The 20,846-nt window shown below is 76.2% G+C and carries 20 protein-coding genes and 1 tRNA gene; 9 read left to right on the top strand and 12 right to left on the bottom strand.

Features of this window, described 5'->3' with window-relative positions:
* Positions 1-104 precede the first annotated feature (104 nt).
* The 4 genes from ACI79U_RS17860 to ACI79U_RS17845 form a co-directional block, all read right to left on the bottom strand.
* A tRNA-Ser gene (locus ACI79U_RS17860) sits at positions 105-192 on the bottom strand.
* Between the two features lie 10 nt (positions 193-202).
* The gene (locus ACI79U_RS17855; RefSeq protein WP_457070535.1) at positions 203-673 is read right to left on the bottom strand and encodes a nucleoside deaminase; all 471 of its coding nucleotides are present in this window, start codon (positions 671-673) and stop codon (positions 203-205) included.
* Positions 670-1,149 (bottom strand): tRNA adenosine deaminase-associated protein, encoded by a 480-nt coding sequence (locus ACI79U_RS17850; RefSeq protein WP_457070537.1) that lies wholly within the window; start codon positions 1,147-1,149, stop codon positions 670-672. Before ACI79U_RS17850 ends, ACI79U_RS17855 begins: the two co-directional genes overlap by 4 nt.
* A gap of 11 nt (positions 1,150-1,160) precedes the next feature.
* A complete protein-coding gene (locus ACI79U_RS17845; protein ID WP_457070539.1) occupies positions 1,161-1,823 on the bottom strand; it encodes an O-methyltransferase in 663 nt (220 codons plus the stop codon).
* A gap of 11 nt (positions 1,824-1,834) precedes the next feature.
* On the opposite strand from ACI79U_RS17845, the gene ACI79U_RS17840 reads away from it, so the two are divergent.
* Entirely contained in the window at positions 1,835-2,803 is a 969-nt protein-coding gene (locus ACI79U_RS17840) for a prephenate dehydrogenase (protein WP_457070541.1), read from the top strand.
* Positions 2,804-2,853: 50 nt separating this feature from the next.
* Entirely contained in the window at positions 2,854-3,117 is a 264-nt protein-coding gene (locus ACI79U_RS17835; RefSeq protein WP_457070543.1) for a DUF2630 family protein, read from the top strand.
* Here ACI79U_RS17835 and ACI79U_RS17830 read toward each other — a convergent pair.
* Positions 3,105-4,331, bottom strand: a complete 1,227-nt coding sequence (locus ACI79U_RS17830) for a PucR family transcriptional regulator (protein ID WP_457070545.1) — start codon at positions 4,329-4,331, stop codon at positions 3,105-3,107. The two genes, ACI79U_RS17835 and ACI79U_RS17830, sit on opposite strands and share 13 nt — an antisense overlap.
* Positions 4,332-4,508: 177 nt before the next feature.
* Between ACI79U_RS17830 and ACI79U_RS17825 the strand changes: the two genes are divergently transcribed.
* From ACI79U_RS17825 to ACI79U_RS17795, 7 genes are all read left to right on the top strand, one after another.
* Positions 4,509-5,387 carry an ABC transporter ATP-binding protein gene (locus tag ACI79U_RS17825; RefSeq protein ID WP_457070547.1) on the top strand — a complete coding sequence of 293 codons (879 nt, stop codon included), beginning with the start codon at positions 4,509-4,511 and terminating at the stop codon, positions 5,385-5,387.
* Positions 5,380-6,144, top strand: coding sequence for an ABC transporter ATP-binding protein (locus tag ACI79U_RS17820; RefSeq protein ID WP_457070549.1), 765 nt, complete (start codon positions 5,380-5,382; stop codon positions 6,142-6,144). The genes ACI79U_RS17825 and ACI79U_RS17820 overlap by 8 nt, the downstream gene beginning before the upstream one ends.
* Positions 6,145-6,192: 48 nt before the next feature.
* The gene (locus ACI79U_RS17815) at positions 6,193-7,077 is read left to right on the top strand and encodes a branched-chain amino acid ABC transporter permease (RefSeq protein WP_457070551.1); all 885 of its coding nucleotides are present in this window, start codon (positions 6,193-6,195) and stop codon (positions 7,075-7,077) included.
* Positions 7,078-7,079: 2 nt separating this feature from the next.
* Positions 7,080-8,249 (top strand): branched-chain amino acid ABC transporter permease, encoded by a 1,170-nt coding sequence (locus tag ACI79U_RS17810; protein ID WP_457070553.1) that lies wholly within the window; start codon positions 7,080-7,082, stop codon positions 8,247-8,249.
* Between the two features lie 83 nt (positions 8,250-8,332).
* Positions 8,333-9,697, top strand: a complete 1,365-nt coding sequence (locus tag ACI79U_RS17805) for an ABC transporter substrate-binding protein (RefSeq protein ID WP_457070555.1) — start codon at positions 8,333-8,335, stop codon at positions 9,695-9,697.
* Positions 9,698-9,926: 229 nt separating this feature from the next.
* Entirely contained in the window at positions 9,927-10,907 is a 981-nt protein-coding gene (locus tag ACI79U_RS17800) for a UDP-glucuronic acid decarboxylase family protein (protein ID WP_457070557.1), read from the top strand.
* A 163-nt stretch (positions 10,908-11,070) separates the two neighbouring features.
* Positions 11,071-12,738: a VWA domain-containing protein gene (locus ACI79U_RS17795; protein WP_457070559.1), complete on the top strand. Its 1,668-nt coding sequence runs from the start codon at positions 11,071-11,073 to the stop codon at positions 12,736-12,738.
* Between the two features lie 49 nt (positions 12,739-12,787).
* Here the strand turns inward: ACI79U_RS17795 and ACI79U_RS17790 are convergent, their stop codons facing one another.
* The 7 genes from ACI79U_RS17790 to ACI79U_RS17760 all read right to left on the bottom strand — a co-directional run bounded on the left by ACI79U_RS17790 (position 12,788) and on the right by ACI79U_RS17760 (position 20,702).
* Positions 12,788-13,750: a glycosyltransferase family 9 protein gene (locus tag ACI79U_RS17790; RefSeq protein ID WP_457070561.1), complete on the bottom strand. Its 963-nt coding sequence runs from the start codon at positions 13,748-13,750 to the stop codon at positions 12,788-12,790.
* 106 nt (positions 13,751-13,856) lie between these two features.
* Positions 13,857-15,245, bottom strand: coding sequence for a D-glycero-beta-D-manno-heptose 1-phosphate adenylyltransferase (gene rfaE2 / locus ACI79U_RS17785; protein WP_457070563.1), 1,389 nt, complete (start codon positions 15,243-15,245; stop codon positions 13,857-13,859).
* Entirely contained in the window at positions 15,242-15,925 is a 684-nt protein-coding gene (locus ACI79U_RS17780) for a D-sedoheptulose-7-phosphate isomerase (RefSeq protein ID WP_457070565.1), read from the bottom strand. The genes rfaE2 and ACI79U_RS17780 overlap by 4 nt, the downstream gene beginning before the upstream one ends.
* 20 nt (positions 15,926-15,945) lie before the next feature.
* The gene (locus tag ACI79U_RS17775; RefSeq protein ID WP_457070567.1) at positions 15,946-17,154 is read right to left on the bottom strand and encodes a glycosyltransferase; all 1,209 of its coding nucleotides are present in this window, start codon (positions 17,152-17,154) and stop codon (positions 15,946-15,948) included.
* 58 nt (positions 17,155-17,212) lie between these two features.
* Positions 17,213-18,193 carry a glycosyltransferase gene (locus ACI79U_RS17770; RefSeq protein ID WP_457070569.1) on the bottom strand — a complete coding sequence of 327 codons (981 nt, stop codon included), beginning with the start codon at positions 18,191-18,193 and terminating at the stop codon, positions 17,213-17,215.
* On the bottom strand, positions 18,190-19,206 hold the full coding sequence (locus tag ACI79U_RS17765) for a glycosyltransferase family 9 protein (protein ID WP_457070571.1): 1,017 nt from the start codon (positions 19,204-19,206) through the stop codon (positions 18,190-18,192). Before ACI79U_RS17765 ends, ACI79U_RS17770 begins: the two co-directional genes overlap by 4 nt.
* Positions 19,203-20,702 carry an HAD-IIIA family hydrolase gene (locus tag ACI79U_RS17760; RefSeq protein ID WP_457070573.1) on the bottom strand — a complete coding sequence of 500 codons (1,500 nt, stop codon included), beginning with the start codon at positions 20,700-20,702 and terminating at the stop codon, positions 19,203-19,205. Before ACI79U_RS17760 ends, ACI79U_RS17765 begins: the two co-directional genes overlap by 4 nt.
* Between the last annotated feature and the right edge of the window lie 144 nt (positions 20,703-20,846).

Genomic DNA, 20,846 nt, shown 5'->3' with positions numbered 1-20,846 from the left:
GGTGGGGGGGGCCGGCGGCGTGGTTCAGAACCTCCCGCAGGGCGGCGCGCCCCCCCGCCGCCGGCCGCCCCCCCCCCCCCCCCCCCCCCCCCCCCCCTCTCGGCTGGCGGTGGCGGTGGGATTTGAACCCACGGAGGCTTGCACCTCACACGCTTTCGAGGCGTGCTCCTTCGGCCGCTCGGACACGCCACCGCCGCAGAGACTACAGGCCCCGCTTGGCGCGGAAGAAGGCGCGTAGCAGTGCCGCCGACTCCTCGGCCCGGACGCCGCCGGTCACCTCGGGCCGGTGGTTGAGCCGGCGGTCCCGGACGACGTCCCACAGCGATCCGGCCGCGCCGGCCTTCGGGTCGTCGGCGCCGTAGACGACATGGGCGACCCGGGCGAGCACGCTGGCGCCGGCGCACATCGTGCAGGGCTCCAGCGTCACCACCAGCGTCGCGCCGCTCAGCCGCCACCCGTCGCCGTGGGCCCGGGCGGCCGCCCGCAGCGCCAGCACCTCGGCGTGCGCGGTGGGGTCGCCGACCTTCTCCCGCTCGTTGGCCGCCTCGGCCAGCACCGCGCCGTCCGGACCGAGCACGACCGCACCGATGGGCGTGTCACCCCACTCCTGCGCCGCCGCGGCCAGCTCGAGCGCCCGCACCATCGCCGCGTCGACGGCGTCCGGCGCGGTCACGGCGCGGCCACCTCGGCCAGCTGCTCGGCGAACCCGAGGCGTCCCGCGATCGCCAGCACCATCTCGTCGGCCCACAGCTCGTCGGAGGACAGCAGCGCCGCGAGCTCCTCGGCGGGCAGCCCGGCGTCGGCGAAGAGGTCCAGGTCCCCGCCGGGCCAGCCCTCCTCGTCCTCGTCGAAGCTCACGTCGTCGACCGGGATGCCGTAGCGCTCGACCACCTCGGCGGCCAGCAGCCACTCCTGGAAGGTGGCGTCGGAGATCAGCGCCCGCACCATCCCGCCGGGACCGGGGCGCAGGGCGACGAAGTACAGCCGGCTGTCGACGACCAGCACGTACGGGCCGGGCCAGCCCTCGGCGGCCGGCTCGGCGAGGGCCCGCTCGAGGACGGGCAGTTCGTCGGAGGCGTCGGCGGCCAGCAGCTCGCAGCGCCAGCGGCCGCCGGTGCGGGCCACCCGCACCGCGAAGCTCGTGCGCAAGGGCTCCTGACTCATCGCTTGCGCAGGAAGGTCAACCCGTCGGACACCGGGAGCAGCACGGTCTCCCAGCGGGGATCGGTGGACAGTGCGGCGTTCAGCTCGACCACCGCACGGTCATCGTCGCTGCGCGGCTCGAGCACCCGGCCGTGGCGCAGGGTGTTGTCCAGCAGCACCAGCCCGTTCTCGGCCATCCGGGGGTGCAACTGGTCGACGTAGTCGGCGTAGCCGCTCTTGTCGGCGTCCACGAACGCCAGGTCGAACACCGGCTCGGCCGGCAGCTCACGCAGCGTCGCGTGGGCATCGCCCAGCCGCAGCTCGATCCGGTCGGCGACCCCCGCCCGCTCCCAGTACCGGCGGGCCACCGCCGTCCACTCGCCGTTGCGGTCCAGACAGGTCAGCCGGCCGTCGGCGGGCAGGCCGCGGGCGACGCACAGCGCGGAGTACCCGGTGAAGGTGCCGATCTCGACAGCCCGGCGGACCCCGAGCGCCCGGGTGAGCAGCTGCATGAGCGCGCCCTGCTCCGGGGCGATCTGGAAGCTCGCCGGAGCCTCACCGCGGTCGGCGAGCGCGGCGGTCTCGGCCAGCAGGTCGGCCACCACCGCATCGGGCGGCTCGGAGCCGGCACGGACGTAGTCGGCGAGCTCCGGCGTCAGGAGGAAGGACCGGGGGGTCATAGGGTCCGATCATGGCGGATCCCCAGGCCGACGTCCCCACCCCGCCGGAACGGTCGACGTCCTTCCCCGTGCCCACCATGCCGGCGCCGCCGGTCTCGGTGGTCGGGCTCGGCCAGCTGGGCGGGTCGCTGGCCGCCGCGCTGGCCGCCGCCGGGCGCGCGGTCTCCGGCTGGGACGTCGACCCGGCCGCCCGCGCCGTCGCCGAGGAGCACGGCGTGCGGGTCACCCAGGACCTCACCGGCGTGGTCGTCCTCGCCGTCCCGCTGCCGGTGCTGGGCAGCGCCCTCGACGGGCTGCGGATCGACCCGGGCGCCACGGTCACCGACGTCGGCTCGGTCAAGGGGCCCGTCCTCGCCGAGCTGGGCGCCGCGCTCGGCGACCGGTTCGTCGGCGGGCACCCGATGTGCGGCACCGAGCGCTCCGGCCCGGACGCCGTCGACCCCGAGCTGTTCCGCGGTGCCCGCTGGGCGCTGTGCCTGGAGCCGGGCACCGACCTGCGCCGCTGGCTGCGGGTGGCCGAGGTGGCCCTCGCCGTCGGCGCGGAGGTGGTGCCGGTGACCGCCGCCGAGCACGACGACGCGGTCGCCGCGATCAGCGCCGTCCCGCACCTGCTGGCCGCGGCGCTGGCGGCCGCGGCCGGTGAGGCGGGGCCGCTGGCGCTGTCGCTGGCCGCCGGCAGCTTCCGCGACGGCACCCGGGTCGCCGGCAGCGACCCGGCGTTCGTGACCGCGATGGTGACCGGCAACGCCGGTCCGGCCGCCGCCGCCCTGGACCGGGTGCGCGCCCAGCTGGACCGGCCGGTCGCCGACCTGGTCAGCGCCGGGCACGCGGTCCGGAGCGCGCCGGCACCGGTGCGCCGTCCGGTGCGGGTCCCGCTGGAGCGGTCGGCGCTGCTCGCGCTGGGCCGGTCCGGGGGCGCGGTCACCCGCCGGCTGGCCGCCTTCGTGGAGGGCTGGGTGCCGGAGCGGCCCGAGGCGTGAGCGGCGCCGTTGCGGGGCAAGTGGACCGGGACGCACGAGGAGAGGACGAGATGGCCGACGAGACCAACACCCACGAGCACCTGAACGACCAGCAGATCCACGACCGGATCCACGCGCTGGCCGAGGAGGAGCGCCAGCTGCGCGAGCACGGTGACCACACCGAGGAGCAGCGCGCCCGGCTCGCCCACATCGAGCACGAGCGCGACCAGCTCTGGGACCTGCAGCGGCAGCGGGACGCCAAGCGGCAGTACGGCGAGGACCCCGAGCAGGCGCAGCCCCGCCCCGAGCCGACGGTGGAGAACTACCTGCAGTAGCGCTCGGCCGGCCGCCGGTGCCCGGTGCCCAGCAGGGCCAGCTGCCAGAGCAGCCGGGTCCGGGGGTCGGTCACCGCGCGGCCGGTGAGCTGCTCGATCCGGCGCAGACGGTGCATGACCGTGTTCCGGTGGCAGTACAGCGCGTCGGCGGCGCGGGTCGGTGACCCGTCGGCGGCCAGCACGGCGGCCAGGGTGCCCAGCAGCAGCTCGCGTTCGTCGCCGGGCAGCTCCAGCACCCGGCCCAGGGTCTGCGCCACGAGCCGGTCGGCGATCTCCGGGGCGCTGATGAGCAGCGCCTCGGGCAGCCGCTCGTCGATCGGCACCACCTGTCGGCTGCCGGCCGGCAGCGTCCGGGCCGCGGTGTCCGCCAACCGCCAGGCGGCCGCGATCGTGGCCGCGCCCTCGACGACGGCGGAGAGGCCGACCGGCCCCTCGGCCAGCTCCGCCAGCCACTCCGCCAGCTCCCCGGCCCCCCGGTTCCCCAGCGCGACCACCCCGACCTGGGCGCCGAAGCGCCAGCCCCAGACCGAGCGCACCCCCCGCTTGAGCAGCCGGGCCCCGGGGGCGGCCAGGGTGGGTCCGCCGGCGTCGTCCGGGGGCGCCACGACGCAGACCAGCCGGCCGTCCAGCGGCAGCGCCAGCAGCTCGGCGGCGGCGCGGACGAACACCGGGTCGTCGCCCCGGCCGCTCAGCAGCCCGTCGAGCACCTGCTGCCGCGCCTGGTCGTCGATGCCGGCCAGCCGCCGCTCCTCGCAGCGGTACGCCTCGGCCAGCGCGGCGCACTGCAGGTCGTTGACGTGCCACACCGAGCCGGCGACCTCCAGCAGCACGTCGCTGTCCCCCGGGGCGTCGGCGTCCTGCGTGGCCCGCCGCAGCTCCTCCCAGGTGACCTGCCCGCCGAGCCGGTAGGCCCGCAGCACCGTCTCCAGCGGCATCCCCTGGGCGGCCCGGCGGCGGCCCACCTCGCGGGCGGCCGCGAGCGCCGCGTGGCCCCCGTCGTCCCCGCCGCCGACCAGGGTCCGCACGCCGCGCTCGAGGTTCTCCCGGATGGAGGCGTGCAGTTCGACCAGCACGGCCGGTGACTGCGCGGCGTAGGCGCTGTCGGTGCGGGTCAGGATGCCGACCATCCGGTCGGTCATCGCGTCCAGCCGGTCCAGCAGCGGCGGGGCCAGCTCGGCCAGCCGGGCGGCCACCTGCGGGCGGAACGGCTGCACCGCCCACCTCCTCACCGTCACCTCGTTGTGACCTTGGACACAGTGCACAACCACGCCCGGTCATCACTGTGCTGGGCGCCCATTGTGACCCCTCTCACTGCACTCCAGGCTCGGGAGCAGTCGGGACCCCCGACGCGACCGGCCCCAGCGCCGGCGTCCACCCGAGGCAGAGGAGCCGTGGGCCCGTTGGCGGAGCCGAGAGCGACCGCAGGCAGCACCGCCGTCCACCCGCGCGCGGCGCGGCAGCGCGGGGCCCTCCCGCCGTCCCGCCTGGAGCTGACCGGCATCACCGTCGCGTTCGGCGGCGTCACCGCGCTGGCCGACGTGTCGCTCACCGTCGAGCCCGGCCAGGTGCACGGCCTGATCGGCCCGAACGGAGCCGGCAAGACCACGCTGTTCAACGTGGCCTGCGGGCTGGTCCGCCCCACTGCCGGGCAGATGACCTGGCGGGGGGAGCCGGTCCGCCGGCTGCGCCCGCACCAGCTGGCCGGCCTCGGCATCGCCCGGACCCTGCAGGGCGTCAGCCTGTTCGCCGGGCTCACCGTGCTGGAGAACGTCATGATCGGCGCGCACCGGCACGCCCGGGCCGGCTTCGCCGCCGCGCTGCTGGCGCTCCCCCGGTCCGACCGCGACGAGCGGGCACTGCGCGACCGGGCCACCGCCGCGCTGCGCGACCTCGGTGCGGAGCGGTACGCCGGCGCGTACCCCGGCGGGCTGCCCTACCCGGTGCAGAAGCGGGTCGCGCTGGCCCGGGCCCTGGTCGGCGAGCCCGACCTGCTGCTGCTCGACGAGCCCGCCAGCGGCCTGGGCGAGGACGAGATGCACGAGCTGGGCTCGCTGATCCGCACCCTGTCCGGGCGGATGAGCGTGCTGCTGGTCGAGCACCACATGGACCTGGTGATGCGGGTCTGCGACCGGATCACCGTGCTCGACTCCGGCCGGTGCATCTCCGCCGGCACGCCCGCCGAGGTGCAGGCCGACCCCGCCGTCACCGAGGCCTACCTCGGGGACGACGTCCGCCCCTCCGGGACGGCGGCGGAGGTGGACCGTGGCTGACCCGGCCGGGGGTGGCCGCACGGCGGTCGCGCCCGTGCCCGGGCAGGGTCCGGCGCTGCTGGAGGTCACCGAGCTGACCGCCGCCTACGGGCCGGTGCGGGCGCTGGACGGCGTCTCCCTGCAGGCCGGCACCGGGCAGATCACCGCCGTGCTGGGCGCCAACGGCGCCGGGAAGACGACGCTGCTGCGCACGATCAGCGGGCTGGTCCGGAGCTCGTCGGGCCGGGTGACCCTCGACGGCGAGGACATCACCGCGGCCCCGGTCGAGGCGATGGTGCGCAAGGGCATGGCGCACGTGCCGGAGGGCCGCGGGGTGATCGCCGAGCTGACCGTCGAGGAGAACCTCCGGGTCGGCGCGCTGTTCCGCGGCAAGGTCGGCCGGGAGGAGTTCGACCGGGTCTACGACCTCTTCCCCCGGATCGCCGAACGGCGGGAGAACCCGGCGCACACCCTGTCCGGGGGCGAGCGGCAGATGCTGGTCATCGGCCGGGCGCTGCTGGCCCAGCCGCGGATGCTGCTGCTCGACGAGCCCTCCCTCGGCCTCGCCCCCCGGATCGTGGCGCAGATCTTCGAGCTGCTCCGCCGGCTGGTGGACGACGAGGGGCTGTCGGTGCTGCTGGTCGAGCAGAACGCGCGCAGCGCGCTGTCGGTCGCCGACGTCGGCGTCGTCCTCAACCTGGGCCGGGTCGTCGTCACCGACTCCGCGTCCGCGCTGCTGGCCGACGAGCAGCTCCGGCACGCCTATCTCGGTTTCTGAGCCGCCCGCCCGCACCGACCGCCGTCCCGCCAGGAGGACACCCCCGCCGTGCAGTACTTCGTGAACGTCACCCTCACCGGGCTGACCGAGGGCATGGTCTACGCCGCCTTCGCCCTGGCCCTGGTGCTGATCTGGCGGTCCACCCGGATCGTCAACTTCGCCCAGGGCTCGATGGCGGCCGCGACCACGTTCATCGCCCTCGCGCTGATCCAGGCCGGGCAGTCCTACTGGGTCGCGCTGGTCGTCGCGCTGGCCTCGGGCTTCCTGCTCGGCGCGGTCATCGAGCGGGTGGTCATCCGGCCCGTCGAGGGCGGCCCGGAGCTCAACGCCGTCATCGTGACCCTGGGCCTGTTCGTCGCCATCCAGGCGGGCATCGCGATCGTGTTCGGCTCGTCGTTCCAGTCCTTCGGCACCCCGTTCGGGCTGCAGGGCTTCCAGATCGGCGACGACCGGATCGCGCTGACCCCCAACAGCGTCTACGTGATCGTCGCGGTCCTGGTGACCATGGCCCTGCTGGTCGTGCTCTTCCGCTTCACCCGGGTCGGGCTGGCCATGCGGGCCTCGGCCTTCGGCCAAGAGGTCGCCCGGCTGCTCGGCGTCCGGGTCGGCCGGATGCTCACCCTGGGCTGGGCGCTGGCCGCCGTCGTCGGCTCGCTCGCCGGGCTGCTGATCGCCGGCGGGGAGTTCGTCTACCCCGCGTACATGGACAGCCTGATCGTGTTCGGCTTCGTCGCCGCGGTGCTCGGCGGGCTGGACTCCCCCCTCGGCGCCATCGTCGGCGGGCTGGTCCTCGGCCTGGCACTGAGCTACGTCAGCGGCTACGTGGAGCGCGGCAGCGCCCTGGTCAACGTGGCCGCGCTGGCCATCCTGATGGTGGTGCTGCTCGTCCGCCCCGGCGGCCTGTTCGCCAGCAGCACGGCCCGGAGGGCGTGACGATGAGCGACCTGCAGAGCCCCACCGCCACGACCGGCCGGACCACCGACGGCGCGGCCACCGACGACGCCCCGACGCAGGCCACCGCGGCCGCCGACGAGCCCACCCCGACCGGCCGCCGCGGCCTGCTGCCGAGCTCGACGCTGCTGCGGCACCTGCTGGTGCTGGTGCTCGGCGCGATCGCCGCGGTGGTGCTGCTGGAGGTCACCGACCCGTTCACCAACTCGCAGCTGGCGACGCTGAGCTACTACGCCATCGCGGCCGGCGGGCTCACCGTCCTGACCGGGATGAACGGGCAGATCTCGCTGGGGCACGGGGCGCTGATGGCCGTCGGCGCGTACACCACGGCCCTGTTCCTGGCGGCCGAGGAACCGCTGCCCCTGCCGCTCGTCCTGCTGGCCGCCGTCGTCGTCGCCACCGCCGTCGGCGCGCTGGTCGGGGTCGCGGCCGCCCGGCTGCACGGCCCGTACCTGGCCGGCGCCACGCTCGCCCTCGCCGTCGGCCTGCCCGGGCTGGCGATCTACTTCCACGACCTCCTCGGCGGCGAGCAGGGCCTGCGGGTCCGGGCGCCGCGCGCGCCGGAGGCCTTCGAGTCCTTCATCGGCGCCGTCTCGGGCAACGCGGCCAGCAACACCAAGTGGCTGGCCTACCTCGGGGCGATCTGCCTGCTGATCACCTACTTCCTGCTGGCCAACCTGGTCCGCAGCCGGATCGGGCGGACCTGGCGCGCGGTCCGCGACCAGGACGTCGCCGCCGAGCTGGCCGGCATCCACCTCGGGGCGTGGCGGGTGCTCGCGTTCACCGTCAGCGCGGCCGCCGCCGGGCTGGCCGGCGGGGTGCTGGCCCTGGTCGTGCGGCTGGCCGCGCCCAGCGGCTTCACCCTGGTGCTCTCGCTGTCGCTGCTGACCGCGGTCGTCATCGGCGGGCTGGGCAGCCTGCTCGGCGCGCTGCTCGGCTCCGCCCTGCTGGTCTTCCTGCCGCCGTTCGTCACCGACCTCGGCAGCGGCTGGGGGCTCAACGACACCGAGGCCGCCCAGCTCGCCCCGTTCGTCTACGGCGTGGTGCTCGTCGTCGTGATGATCTTCGCCCCCGCCGGCCTCGTCGGCAGCCTCCGCCGGCGCTGGCTCACCCGCCGCGCCGCGCGGTCGGCGGGCCGGCCGAGCAGGGGGTGAGGGCGGCCCGGTCCGCAGCTCCCGGCCTCATCCCCCCACCCACTCCCGGGCAACGACGCCCGGGCCGCACCAGAGGAGCACCGTTGTCCAGATCCTCCCGACGCCTCGCCACCACCCTGACCGCAGCCGCCGTCGTCGCCACCCTCGCCGCCTGTGGCGGCGGCGACGAGGGGGGCGGTGGTGGTGGCGGTGGTGGTGACGCCGGCGGCGATGGCGGGGCCAACGAGGCCTCCGACGTCGGCGTCACCGAGACCTCGATCAAGCTCGGTGCGCACTTCCCGCTGACCGGGGTCGCCGCGCCCGGATACAGCGAGATCCCGACCGGCTCGCAGGCCTACTACGACTGCCTCAACGAGCAGGGCGGGGTGAACGGCCGGCAGATCGAGTACGTCTACCGGGACGACGCCTACAACCCGACGAACACCAGCCAGGTGGTGCAGCAGCTGGTCCTGGAGGACGAGGTGTTCGCCATCGTCGGCGGCCTCGGCACCCCCACGCACACCGCCGTCCTGGACTTCCTCAACAGCGAGGGGGTGCCCGACCTGTTCGTCTCCTCCGGCTCGCTGCTGTGGGGCGAGGACCCGGAGGCCAACCCCTACACGTTCGGCTGGCAGACCGACTACATGAGCGAGGGGAAGATCATCGGCCAGTACATCGCCGAGGAGTTCCCGGACGCGCAGGTCGGGCTGTTCCTGCAGGACGACGACTTCGGCGAGGACGGCGAGGCCGGCATCCGCGAGTACATCGACGACCAGGTCGTGGCGGCCGAGCGGTACACGCCGGGCAACACCAACATCGGCCCGCAGATCGCCGCGCTGCAGGCCGCCGGGGCCGACTTCGTCGTCGGCTTCAACGTGCCCAGCTACACCGCGCTGTCCCAGCTCGCCGCCCTGCAGCTGGGCTACGACCCGCAGTGGTTCTACTCCAACGTCGGGTCTGACCCGACGCTGGTCGGCAGCCTGCTGAACAACTTCTCCCAGGGCCAGGTGAGCGACTCCAGCCTGCTGGACGGCGCGCTCACCACGGACTACCTGCCGACGGTCGACGAGCCCGAGGACCCGTGGGTGCAGGAGTTCCAGCGGATCTGGGACGAGTGCGGCGGCGACGGCGAGCTGACCAACTACCGGATCTACGGCATGGCGCAGGCGTACACCACCGTGCAGGCGCTGCAGGCCGCCGGGCAGAACCCGACCCGGGACGGTCTGGTCGAGGCGATCGAGACCGCCGGCAGCGAGTGGGAGGGCCCGGTGCTGGCGCCGTTCCGCTACTCCGCGGACAGCCACCTGGGCACCAGCGGGATGTCGATCAGCCGGATCACCGGCGACACCACCGAGGAGGTCCAGCCGGTGATGATCACCGACATCGGCGACGCCGAGATCACCGAGTGGGACGGGGAGCAGGCCCCGCCGCCGGCCAACGGCATCCCGGACGAGGAGCCCGTGGACTGAGGAAGGACCCTCGTGCCCCCCGACCCTCGCTCCGCTCGGGCCGGGTCCCTGCACGAGGGCCGTTCCAGCCCCTCACCTGGGCCGTTCCAGCACCTCACGAGGGCCGCCGGCTCCCCCGGGAGCCGGCGGCCCGGACACTTCGGAGGTGAAGTGTTTCCGGAGTTGATCTCCGGGTAGGCCCGGCCTGGCCGGTTCCGGCCGCGGACGGCGGGACGAGGGAGTTCAGGCGATGGCGGTGCGCAGCGCTCGGGAGATCAAGCGTGCGGTGGTGACCGGCGGCGCGGGCTTCCTGGGCTCCCACCTCTGCGAGCAGCTGCTCGACCGCGGGGTCGAGGTCGTCTGCCTGGACAACTTCCTCACCGGCTCACCGGAGAACGTCCGGCACCTGACGGAGCGGCCCGGGTTCCGGCTGGTCCGGTGCGACGTCACCGACTACGTGCACGTGCCCGGCCCGGTCGACCTCGTCCTGCACTTCGCCTCCCCGGCCAGCCCGGTCGACTACCTGAAGATGCCGATCGAGACGCTCAAGGTCGGCAGCCTCGGCACCCTGCACACCCTGGGCCTGGCGAAGGAGAAGGGCGCCCGCTACGTGCTCGCCTCCACCTCGGAGGTCTACGGCGACCCGCTCGAGCACCCGCAGCGCGAGGAGTACTGGGGCAACGTCAACCCGGTCGGTCCGCGCGGGGTCTACGACGAGGCCAAGCGGTTCAGCGAGGCGCTCACCACCGCCTACCGCACCTCGCAGGACACCGACACCGCGATCGTGCGGATCTTCAACACCTACGGCCCGCGGATGCGCCCCGACGACGGCCGGGCCATCCCCGCGTTCGTCGGCCAGGCGCTGGCCGGCCGCCCGCTGACCGTCGCCGGGGACGGGTCGCAGACCCGGTCGATCTGCTACGTCGACGACACGGTGCGCGGCATCCTGGCACTGGCCTCCTCGACCGAGACCGGCCCGGTGAACATCGGCAACCCCGACGAGCTGTCCATGCTCGAGCTCGCCCGCTGGATCGTGCAGCTGACCGGCTCGTCGTCCGAGATCGGCTTCATCGACCTGCCGGTCGACGACCCGAAGGTGCGCCGGCCGGACACCACCCGGGCGCAGCAGCTGCTGGACTGGCGGCCCCAGGTCGCCTCCGAGGAGGGGCTGCGGCGCACCGTCGACTGGTTCGCCGCGCAGCGAGAGCTGCTCGCCGCGCAGGCCGGCTGACCTCTCGTCACCCGGGGTCACCATCTGGGCACTGGGCGCCGATCTGTCCCGCCCCCTCCTCAGCTCAGCTGGGTAGAGTTCCGTCCGACCCCGAGCCCGGCAGGCGTCCTCGACGTGCGCGCCGGGCTCCCCGCAGGGGGCCGACGACCTACGGAGAAGCCAGATGGGGCGCCACGCCCAGACGCGCGCCGGTTCCGGGCTGCCCGCCCGGCCGGCCCTGCTCGCCGGGCTCGCCGCCCTGCTCGTCGTCGTCATCGGCGGGGGTCTGCTGATCTGGGGGCAGTCCGGGTCCGGGGACCCGGCGGCCGCCGGGGGCTGCGAGGACGAGCAGACCGTCCGCGTCGCCGTCGCCCCGGAGGTCGGTGACCTGGTCGGGCAGCTGCTGGCCGAGCCGATCGAGCTGGCGGACGGCGGCTGCGCCGTCGCCGAGGTGACCGCCCGCGAGCCGCTGCAGACCCTGGCCGACCTGAGCTCGCTGGACGCCGAGCAGCTGCCCGAGGTGTGGGTGCCGGACTCCTCGCTGTGGGCCGCCCGGGCCGGGGCCGACGCCGCCCTGGAGACCTCGGGTTCGCTGGCCACCTCCCCGCTGGTGCTGGCCACCAGCCGCGCGGCCGTCGAGGAGCTCGGCTGGGCCGAGGAGCCGCCCAGCTGGGGTGACGCGCTGCGCACCGACCGGGCGCTGGCCGTCCCCGACCTGACCGCCAGCGCCGAGGGGCTCTCCGTCCTCGCCGCCGTTCGGCAGTCCCTCGGCGGCGACGAGGAGGCCGACAACGCCGTCGTCTCGGCGGTGCTCGCGGCCGCCCGCGGTGAGGTGCCGTCGGCCCGCGACGGGCTGACCGCGGGCCTCGCCGGCGGTGCCGACGCGCCGCTGGTGCCGGTGAGCGAGCAGGAGGTGCTGGCCGCCAACGCCGGCACCGAGGAGGCCGCACTCGTCGCCGTCTACCCCAGCGACGGCTCCCCCGCGCTGGACTACCCGGTGCTCCGGGTGACCGACGCCCCCGAGGCCGGGGAACCGGCCACCGACGCGGTGATCCGCGCCCTCACCTCCGACGCCGCCGACGAGGCCGTGCGCGAGGCCGGGTTCCGCGACCGCGCCGGCAACGCCCCCGCCGGGGCCGGCGAGGGCTCCGGGGTGCGCGAGGAGGCGCCGGAGACGCTGGCGCTGGAGCCGACCGCGATGCTGACGCTGCTCGGGCGGGTCGCCAGCCTGGCGACGCCGTCCCGGCTGCTGACCGTCGTCGACGTCTCCACCTCGATGAACGCCCCGGTCGGCGACGGCACCCGGGCCACCCTGGCCCGGGACGCCACGCTCAGTGCGCTGGGCCTGCTGCCGGACTCCCACTCCGGCGGCGTGTGGGTCTTCGCCTACCAGCTCGAGGGCCAGCGGGACTGGCAGGAGCTGGCCCCGCTGCGCACCTTCGGCGCCGAGGTCGACGGCCGCACGCACCGGCAGGTCGTCGCCGAGCAGCTGCGCAGCATCCCCGACCGGCTGCGGCCCGGTGGCACCGGCCTGTACGACACCACGCTGGCCGCGGTGCGCGCCGCCCGGGAGGCCTACGACCCCGGCTCGGTGAACTCCGTGGTGCTGATCACCGACGGCGACAACGACGACGACGCCGCAGGTGTCGAGCTCGGGGAGCTGGTGAGCACGCTGCGCAGCGAGGCCGACCCGGAGCGCCCGGTGAAGGTCATCGGCATCGCGCTCGGCCCGGAGGCCGACCTCGGTGCGCTGGAGCAGATCGGCGAGGCGACCGGGGGCGCGGCCTACCAGGCGCTGGACCCCGAGGACCTGCAGGCGACGCTGTTCGACGCCATCCGCCGCCGGGGCTGAGCACCTCGCGATCCTCCGGATCGCACCGCGGCCACGTGCGGTTCCCCGGTCAGGCGGAGCCCTCCCGTACCGCCTGCGCGGAGCCCTCCGGGCCCCCCTCGGCGGGACAGGACAGCACGCTGTCCAAGGCGGTGGTGACCTCCTCGACCGTCACCCGCGCCAGCGCCGGGTCGAGCTCGGAGCCGTGCGGGTCGCCCGTGCCGTCCCCGTGCCACAGCACCCGGTGCTGCGGGCGGGACGGTGGCCCCCACAGCGCCGGGGACACCGGGCCGAAGAGCACCACCGAGGGGCGCCGGTAGGCGGTCGCCAGGTGGGCCACCCCGGTGTCCCCGCAGACCACCACCCGGGCGGCGGCGACCACCGCGGCGAGCTCCAGCGCCGTCGTCCGGCCGGCCAGCACCGCGTCGTCCGGGAGCCCGGCGAGCTGCGCGACGTGCTGGGCGAGCTCCCGCTCGGCCGGGCCACCGGTGACCACCACTCGCTCCCCCGCCGCGGCCAGGTGCCGGGCGACGGCGGCGAACCGCTCCGGCGGCCAGCGCCGGCCGGGGAACGCGGCCCCGGGATGCACGACCGCCACGTCGCGCACCGGTGGGTCGACGTCCGGGACGGCGAGGTCGAGGGCGTCGGGGTCGCACCGCACCCCCAGCCCCTCGTCGACCAGCCGGCACCACCGGCGCACCTCGTGCTCGTCCGGGTACCAGGTCGGGCCCGGCCAGCCGGGGCTGGCGAAGGTGAGCAGCCGCCGCGAGCGCAGGTCGCCGACGACGACGTGCGAGGCCGGCCCCTTGCCGTGCAGGTCGACGGCGAGCTCCGGTGGCGGGCCGGACCAGTCCAGCGGCGCCAGCTCCACGGCGGGCAGCACCTCGTCGACGGCGTCGATCAGCGCGGCGAGCGGTTCGAGGGCGCGCGTCGTCGCCAGCACCAGCCGGTGGCCGGGGACGGCGGCCCGGATGCCGCGGATGGCCGGCACCCCGGTGAGCAGGTCCCCCAGCCCGAGCGGCCGCAATACCACCGCGACCGGCCGCCCATCCGCAGAAATGGCCATTTCTGCGGGTCGCGACGGCGACCTCACGAGCCTGCAGGGGCAGGAATGGCCATTTCTGCCCTCGTGGGGTCGTTCACACCCGGGAGCGCTCGACCAGGGCGGTGGTCGAGCGGCCGGGCAGGTACGGCAGGACGACGGCCTGGCCGCCCCACTGCCGGAGCACCGCGGCCTCGGGCAGGTCGGCGCCGGCGTAGTCGCCGCCCTTGGCCCACACGTCGGGCCGCAGCTGCTCGAGCACCGCCGAGGGGGTGTCCTCGTCGAAGACCACGACGGCGTCGACGAACTCCAGCGCCTCCAGCACCCGGGCCCGGTCCTCGGCGGACACCAGCGGCCGGGAGGGCCCCTTGAGCCGGGACACCGAGGCGTCGGAGTTGATGCACACGACCAGGCAGTCGCCCAGTCCGCGGGCGGCCCGCAGGGTGGCGACGTGCCCGGCGTGCAGCAGGTCGAAGCAGCCACCGGTGGCGACGACGGTGCCTCCGGCCCGGCGCACCCGCGCCAGCAGGTCGGCCACGTCGGCGGCCGGCGTCGGCGGCTCGGCGGCGACGGCGTCCCAGGACGTGGCCCCACCGCGGGCGACGAAGGCCCCGGCGGTGGCGACCGCGGTGGTCACCGCGTCCCCGGTCACGGCGCCGCCGGCGAGCGCGACGGTGGCCGCGGCGGCGAAGGAGTCCCCGGCCCCGCACGGGTCACCCCCGGTGACGGGGGTGGCGGGCACGACCATCGGCGCACCCTCGCCGTAGGAGAGCAGCGCGCCACGGGCACCGAGGGTGACCGCGACGGCGCCGACGCCCCAGTGCCGGATGAGCGCCTCGGCGCGGGCGCCGACGGCGGCCAGCCCGTTCCCGGGCACGCCGGCCCCGACCACGCGAGCGGCCTCGGGGCCGTTGGGGGTGACCAGCCGGGCGCTGGGCACCGGATCGGCGCCCCGCGGGTGCGGGTCCCAGACGACCGGGCCCGAGGCGGCGGCCAGCGCCGCGCGCACGTCGGGGGCCGACGTCGTCCCCCGGCCGTAGTCGGCCACCAGGACGGCGGCGGCGTCCCGGATGGCGGCGGCGGCCTCGGCCGGCAGCGCACCGAGGGTCGCCGACGGAGCGCCGCTGTCGATCCGGACGACGGAGTGGTCGCCGACCCGCACGCGCTGCTTGACCGCGGTGCCGCCGGTGGCGGGGATCTCGATCAGCCGCACCCGCCCGTCGAGCAGGGCACGCAGCCGCTGGGCGCCCTCGTCGTCGGCGAGCGGCGCGATCAGCACCACCTCGCGGTCGCCGGCGAACCGGGCGGCGAGGACGGCGGCCAGCGCGGCGCCGCCGGGGCGCTCGTGGGTCTGCACGTCCTCGACCACCGGCACCGGGGCGTCGGGGGTCAGCCGGGACGCCGTCCCGACCAGGTCGACATCGAGCAGCGCGTCGCCGACGACGACGACCGGGGCCGCGGCAGACCGGGCGCGCGCGCCGCTCACCGGACCACCTCGACGTGGTTCGCCGTCGGGATCCGGCTGGGCTCGGTGAGGACCGCGGCGTCGAACGCGGCGCAGAGCAGGTGCAGGGCGACCAGGTGGCACTCCTGCACGGTGGCGGTCCACGGTGAGTCGATGGCGACGGTGTCGTCGGCGACGGCGGCCAGCGGGTTCGGCGCCGGCCCGGTCATCGCCAGCACGGTGATGCCGCACTGCTTGGCCCGCCGGGCGGCGGCCACCGCGTTGGGCGAGCGGCCGGAGGTGGACAGCAGCACCAGCACGTCACCGGCGCGGCCGTGCGCCTCGACCTGGCGGGCGAACAGCTCGTCGGGCGGGTAGTCGTTGGCGATCGCGGTCAGCGACGACGTCTCCGCGGTCAGGCAGATCGCGGAGAACGGCGGCCGGTCGGCGCGGTAGCGACCGACCAGCTCGGCGGTGAGGTGCTGGGCCTGCGCGGCGCTGCCCCCGTTGCCGGCGGCGAGCAGCCGGCCGCGGGTCGAGGAGCACAGCACGTCGGCGAGCAGCTGCCCCCAGCGGTTGAGCGTGTCGACCTGCGCGGTGAGGTCGCCCAGTGCCGAGGTCAGCGAGGCCACGTGGTCGTGCCCGGTGAGGTGGGTGCAGCTGTCGGGCGACACGACCTCGCGGTCGGTCAGCGGGGCCGAGGGGAACGGGGTGACGCTCATCGGGCTTGCTCCACGGGGGCTCATCGGGCGACCTCCACCGGCGTGCGGGCGGCGAGGACCTGGCGGTACACGGCGTCGGTGTCGGCGACGACCCGCGACCAGCGATAGCGGGTGCGGGCCCGGGTCACCCCGGCGGCGCCGTAGGCGGTGCGGCGGACGTCGTCGGCCAGCAGGCCGGCGAGCGCCTCGCCCAGGGCAGCGGGGTCGCGCGGCGGGACGAGCAGGCCGGTGCGGCCGTCGACCACGGTGTCGACCAGCCCGCCGACGGCGGTGGCGACCACCGGGCGCCCGCAGGCCATCGCCTCCAGCGGCGTGATGCCGAACGGCTCGTACCAGGGGACGGCGAGCACCACGTCGGCCGAGCGCACCCAGGCGGGGACGTCGGCGCGGGCGACGGCGCCGGTGAACACCAGCCGGTCGGCGACGCCGAGGGTCTCCGCGACGGCGCGCAGCCGGGTGACCTCCGGGTCGGTGTCCAGCGCCCCGGTGTCCGGGCCGCCGACGACGACCAGCTCGGCGTCGGGCACGTGCACCAGCGCCCGGACGGCGTCCTCCTGGCCCTTGCGCTCGACCAGCCGGCCCAGCACGAGCAGGCGCTGGCGGCCCGAGCGCGGCGCGACCGGGCCGTCCGGGGTGAAGACCCCGGTGTCGACGCCGCACGGCACGATCGAGACCCGGTCGCTGGGCAGGCCGAGGCGGCGCAGTTCGAACACCTCGTCGGTGCAGGTGGCGACCACGTGGCTCACGTCGTGGCACAGCCCGCGCTCCAGGTCGATGCGCTGCTCGGGCGAGGTGTCGGCGTCGCCCTGGTGGCGGCGCTTGACCGAACCGAGGGCGTGGAAGGTCTGCAGCACCGGGACGCCCAGCGGCGCGGCCGCCTGCACCGAGGCGAGCCCGCTCATCCAGAAGTGGGCGTGCACCACGTCGGGGCGCTCGGCGGCCCACTCGGCGGCGAGCGCCTCGGCGAAGGTGCCCATGTGCTGCAGCAGGTCGTCCTTGGGCACGGTGCGCGCCGGGCCGGCGGTCACGTGCGCGACGGTGTAGCCGTCGGCGGTGGTCACCCGGTCGGGCAGCTCGGCGTCGTCCCGGCGGGTGTGCACGGTGACCTCGTGGCCGCGCATCGCCAGGCCGGCGGCCAGGGCCGCGACGTGCACGTTCTGCCCGCCGGCGTCCACGCCACCGATGGCGGCGAGGGGGCTGGCGTGCTCGCTGACCATGTCGATCTTCATCGGGTGACCTCGCAACGGGACGCCATCAGCTGGACGGGGTGAGTCGGGTACGTGGTCCTCATCGGGTCACCTCTCCGAGGAGCCGGTCCCAGTCGGCGAGGAACCGGTCGAGGCCGTAGCGGTCCAGTGCGGCGGCGCGGGCGGCCTTGCCCGCCAGCCGGGCGGCGTCGGGCTCGTCGATGAAGTGCCGCACCGCGGCCGCGAGCCGCTCCGGCCGGGTGGAGAGCACGCCGGCCTCGGCCGGCACCGCCTCCACCGCCTCGGTGGTGGCCAGCCCGACGACCGGCAGGCCCAGGTGCATCGCCTCCAGCAGCGACAGCCCGAGCGACGTCCAGCGCACCGGGTGCACGTAGACCCGGCGGCGGGCCAGCTCGGCGTGCATCGCGGCCTGCGGCGGGTCGTCGTGCAGCGCGACCCGCTGCGGGTCCAGCCCGTAGCGCTCGTGCAGCCCGGCCAGGCCCATGCCGAAGACGTCCAGGGGAGCGGCCCCGGCGAGGAGCGGCAGCAGGTCGCCGCCGGTGTACCGGCCGCGGCGCACCGGCTCGTTGACCACCACGGCGGCCCGGGCCAGCTCGCCGGTGTACCGCTCGCCGGGGTCGACGATGCCGTGCTCGATCACCACCGTGGGCGCCGAGCCGTTGTCGTAGAACAGCGCGTTGAAGTGGGTGACGTGCGCGATCGGGATGTCGCGCTGGTCGGCCAGCGGGTGCCGGGTGTCCGGCACCGCACCCGTGCCGGTGTCGGGGCCGGGGGCGTTGTGCTCGAGGAACACCGCGGGCAGGTCCCGGCCGGGCTCGCGGCCCAGCCACTCGCGGACCAGCTCGAGGTCGCGGGTGCGCTGCAGCACGACGACGTCGGGCTGCTCCGCGCGGAGCTGCTCGGGGGTCACCTCCCTGGCCGACGCCGGCCAGTCCCAGGTGCGGGCGCGACCCAGCCCGTCCGGGCCGCGATCGGGGACGACGGGCAGCAGGTACTCGTGGGCGCCCTGGACGAACGCCGTCGTCCAGGAGCCGTGCACGTGCCAGAGCAGGACCTTCATGCGGCGACCAGCTTCTCGACGGCGGCGACGACGTCGCCGGCGGTGACGGAGGTGAGGCAGGGATGCCCCGGCACCGGGCACTCGCGCGCCCGGGTGTCCCGGCAGGGGGCGGACTGGTCGCCCAGCAGCACGGTGGGGACGCCGTAGGGCGCCCACCGCACGGCCGGCACGACCGGGGAGAACAGCGAGACGACGGGCGTGCCGACGGCGGCGGCCAGGTGTGCCGGGCCGGTGTTGCCGACGACGACCGCGGCGGCGCCGTCGAGCAGCGCGGCCATCTCGGCCAGCGTCGTCGCGCCGCCGAGGTCGACGCCACGGGTGCCGGCGACGGCGGCGGTGAGCGCGCGCTCGCCCGGGCCACCGGTGACCAGCACCCGCCAGCCGGCGTCGCTGAGCTCCTCGACGGCCGCGGCGCACCGCTCGGCGGGCCAGGCGCGGGCGGGTACGGAGGCGCCGGGGTGCAGCACCACGTACCCAGGCGCGTGGTCGGTGGGCGGGAGGGGACGGCGGACGGCGAGCCGCCCGTCGTCGCCGTCCGGCAGCTCGAACCCGGCCGCGCGGGCGAGCGAGAGCGCCCGCTCCGGCTCGGGCAGGTCGTCGTCGACGCGGTGCCGGACGTCGAGCAGCGAGCCGGGGTAGTCGACGCTGATCGCGGAGATGCGCCACACGCCGGCGGTGCGCAGCACCAGCGCCAGCGGCAGCGGCGACTGGTGGAAGCTCGTGCTGATCACCGCCTCGTCGACCCCGAGCGCGCGCACCCGGTCGGCGAGCGCGGCCAGGTCGGCGGCGTCGACCGGCTGCGGGTTCCCGTCGATCCACGGGCAGTGCCAGGTGAGCACCTGGTCGACGCCGGGCAGCAGCTCGGCGGCAGCGGTGCCCTGCGGGCTGGCGAGGAACACCACGCGGTCGGCCGCGGCCGCGACCGCGCGGACCAGCGGGCCCTGCAGCAGCACGTCGCCGGCGTTGTCCAGCCGCGCGACGAGGACCGTGCGGTGGGAGGCGGGGGCGGTCACCACGACCCGGCCAGGACGTCGTCGACCGCCTCGGCGAGCGTCGGCGCGCGGTGGGCGGCGGCGGTGACCTCCTCGGGGCGGGTGACCGGCGTGGGCACCAGGATGCCGGCCGCACCCGCGGCCGCCGCGGCCTGCACGTCGGCGGCGATGTCGCCGACGAGCACGCAACGGGCCGGGTCGACGTCGAGCTCGGCGCAGGCCGCCTTCACCATCCCGGGCGCGGGCTTGCGGCAGGCGCAGCCGTCCTCGGGGGCGTGCGGGCACACCTGCACGGTGTCGAAGGGGCCCAGCAGCTCGGCGACCCGGGCGTTGACCGCGTCGGCCTGCGCCCGGGTGATCAGCCCCCGACCGACGCCGGACTGGTTGGTGACCAGGCCGATGCGCACGCCGCGGGCGCGCAGCGCGTCCAGCAGCTCGCGCGCACCCTCGACCGGGCGGACCAGCGCCGGGTCGCCGTTGTAGGGGACGTCGTGCACGAGCGTGCCGTCGCGGTCGAAGAGCACCAGGTCGGGCAGGCCCCGCCAGGGGGTGACGTCCCGGTGCACGACGGCGCCGCGGAGGAAGTGCCAGGTGGCCAGCGGCGGGATGACCGCGCTGGTCAGCGCCATCGTGGCCACTTCGTCGCGGGTGCGCGGGCCGGGGGCGATGCGCGCCCAGGCGAACTCCGCCGTGCCGGCCGCCCAGCCCAGCGCGGCCAGCGCGGCGGCCCGGGGCTTCCCGGCCACCGCCAGCCCCACCGCGGCGAGCGCGGCGGCGGTGACGGCGAGGTGCCGGGGCCGGCGGCCGACGGCGGCGTCGGCGCGCTCGCGCCAGCTCGGGCCGTGCAGCCGGCGCATCAGGACGTCGTCGGCGTTGCCGGCCTGCACCCGGGCGCTCACCCAGCGGTCGACCGGACGCACCGGGTGGGTGATCCACCGCTCGCCGCGGGTGAGCCGGGCGCCGGTGTCCATCACCCGCAGTGCCAGGTCGGAGTCCTCGCGGAAGGCCCGGGGGAAGCGCTCGTCGAAGCCGCCCACCGCGGCCAGGGCGGCGCGGCGGTAGGCGAGGTCGGCGGTGATCCAGCTGCTGGTGGCCAGGCCCGCGGTGCCGCGCTCCCAGTCGGTGGGGCGCCGCCCCTCGGGCAGCGGCACCCGCACCCGGCCCTGGGTGCCGGCGACGTCGGCGGGCAGCCCGGCCAGGTCGGCGGCGAGCCGGGCGTACCAGTCGGGGTCGGGGACGACGTCGTCGTCGAGGAAGGCGATCCACTCACCGCGGGCGACCCGCCAGCCGAGGTTGCGCGCGCGGGCCGGACCACCGCCGCCGGTGCGCACCACCCGGACCGGGGGCAGGCCGTCGCGGTCGGGCCGCAGCGGGGCGCCGGTGGGCCGGTCGTCGACCAGCACGAGCTCGGCCGGGCGCGGACCGGTGGCGCCGGCCAGCGCGTCGAGGAGCACGTCGAGCGACGGTCGGCCGATGGTCGGCACGACCAGCGTGCAGTTGGCCAGCGCACCCGTCATGCCCGCGACGGTGCCCACAAGATCGTGGCCGAAACACTACGGCCTTGAAGTTTCTCCCGGCCGGGACCCGCACTACCCCGGTCGGGCGACGTTCACCCCTCGCCCGGGCGTGTCGCCGTCCGGGACCGACCCGCCCCGCGGGCG

The sequence above is a fragment of the Modestobacter sp. SYSU DS0904 genome (assembly GCF_054051115.1).
This window is presented reverse-complemented; position numbering and strand designations above follow the sequence as displayed.

Coding starts and splice junctions, on each gene's coding strand:
- ACI79U_RS17840 (WP_457070541.1), top strand. CDS start 1,835: ATGGCGGATCCCCAGGCCGACGTCCCCACCCCGCCGGAACGGTCGACG.
- ACI79U_RS17810 (WP_457070553.1), top strand. CDS start 7,080: ATGAGCGACCTGCAGAGCCCCACCGCCACGACCGGCCGGACCACCGAC.
- ACI79U_RS17800 (WP_457070557.1), top strand. CDS start 9,927: ATGGCGGTGCGCAGCGCTCGGGAGATCAAGCGTGCGGTGGTGACCGGC.
- ACI79U_RS17770 (WP_457070569.1), bottom strand. CDS start 18,193: ATGAAGGTCCTGCTCTGGCACGTGCACGGCTCCTGGACGACGGCGTTC.
- ACI79U_RS17760 (WP_457070573.1), bottom strand. CDS start 20,702: ATGACGGGTGCGCTGGCCAACTGCACGCTGGTCGTGCCGACCATCGGC.
- ACI79U_RS17795 (WP_457070559.1), top strand. CDS start 11,071: ATGGGGCGCCACGCCCAGACGCGCGCCGGTTCCGGGCTGCCCGCCCGG.
- ACI79U_RS17775 (WP_457070567.1), bottom strand. CDS start 17,154: ATGAAGATCGACATGGTCAGCGAGCACGCCAGCCCCCTCGCCGCCATC.
- ACI79U_RS17835 (WP_457070543.1), top strand. CDS start 2,854: ATGGCCGACGAGACCAACACCCACGAGCACCTGAACGACCAGCAGATC.
- ACI79U_RS17780 (WP_457070565.1), bottom strand. CDS start 15,925: ATGAGCGTCACCCCGTTCCCCTCGGCCCCGCTGACCGACCGCGAGGTC.
- ACI79U_RS17845 (WP_457070539.1), bottom strand. CDS start 1,823: ATGACCCCCCGGTCCTTCCTCCTGACGCCGGAGCTCGCCGACTACGTC.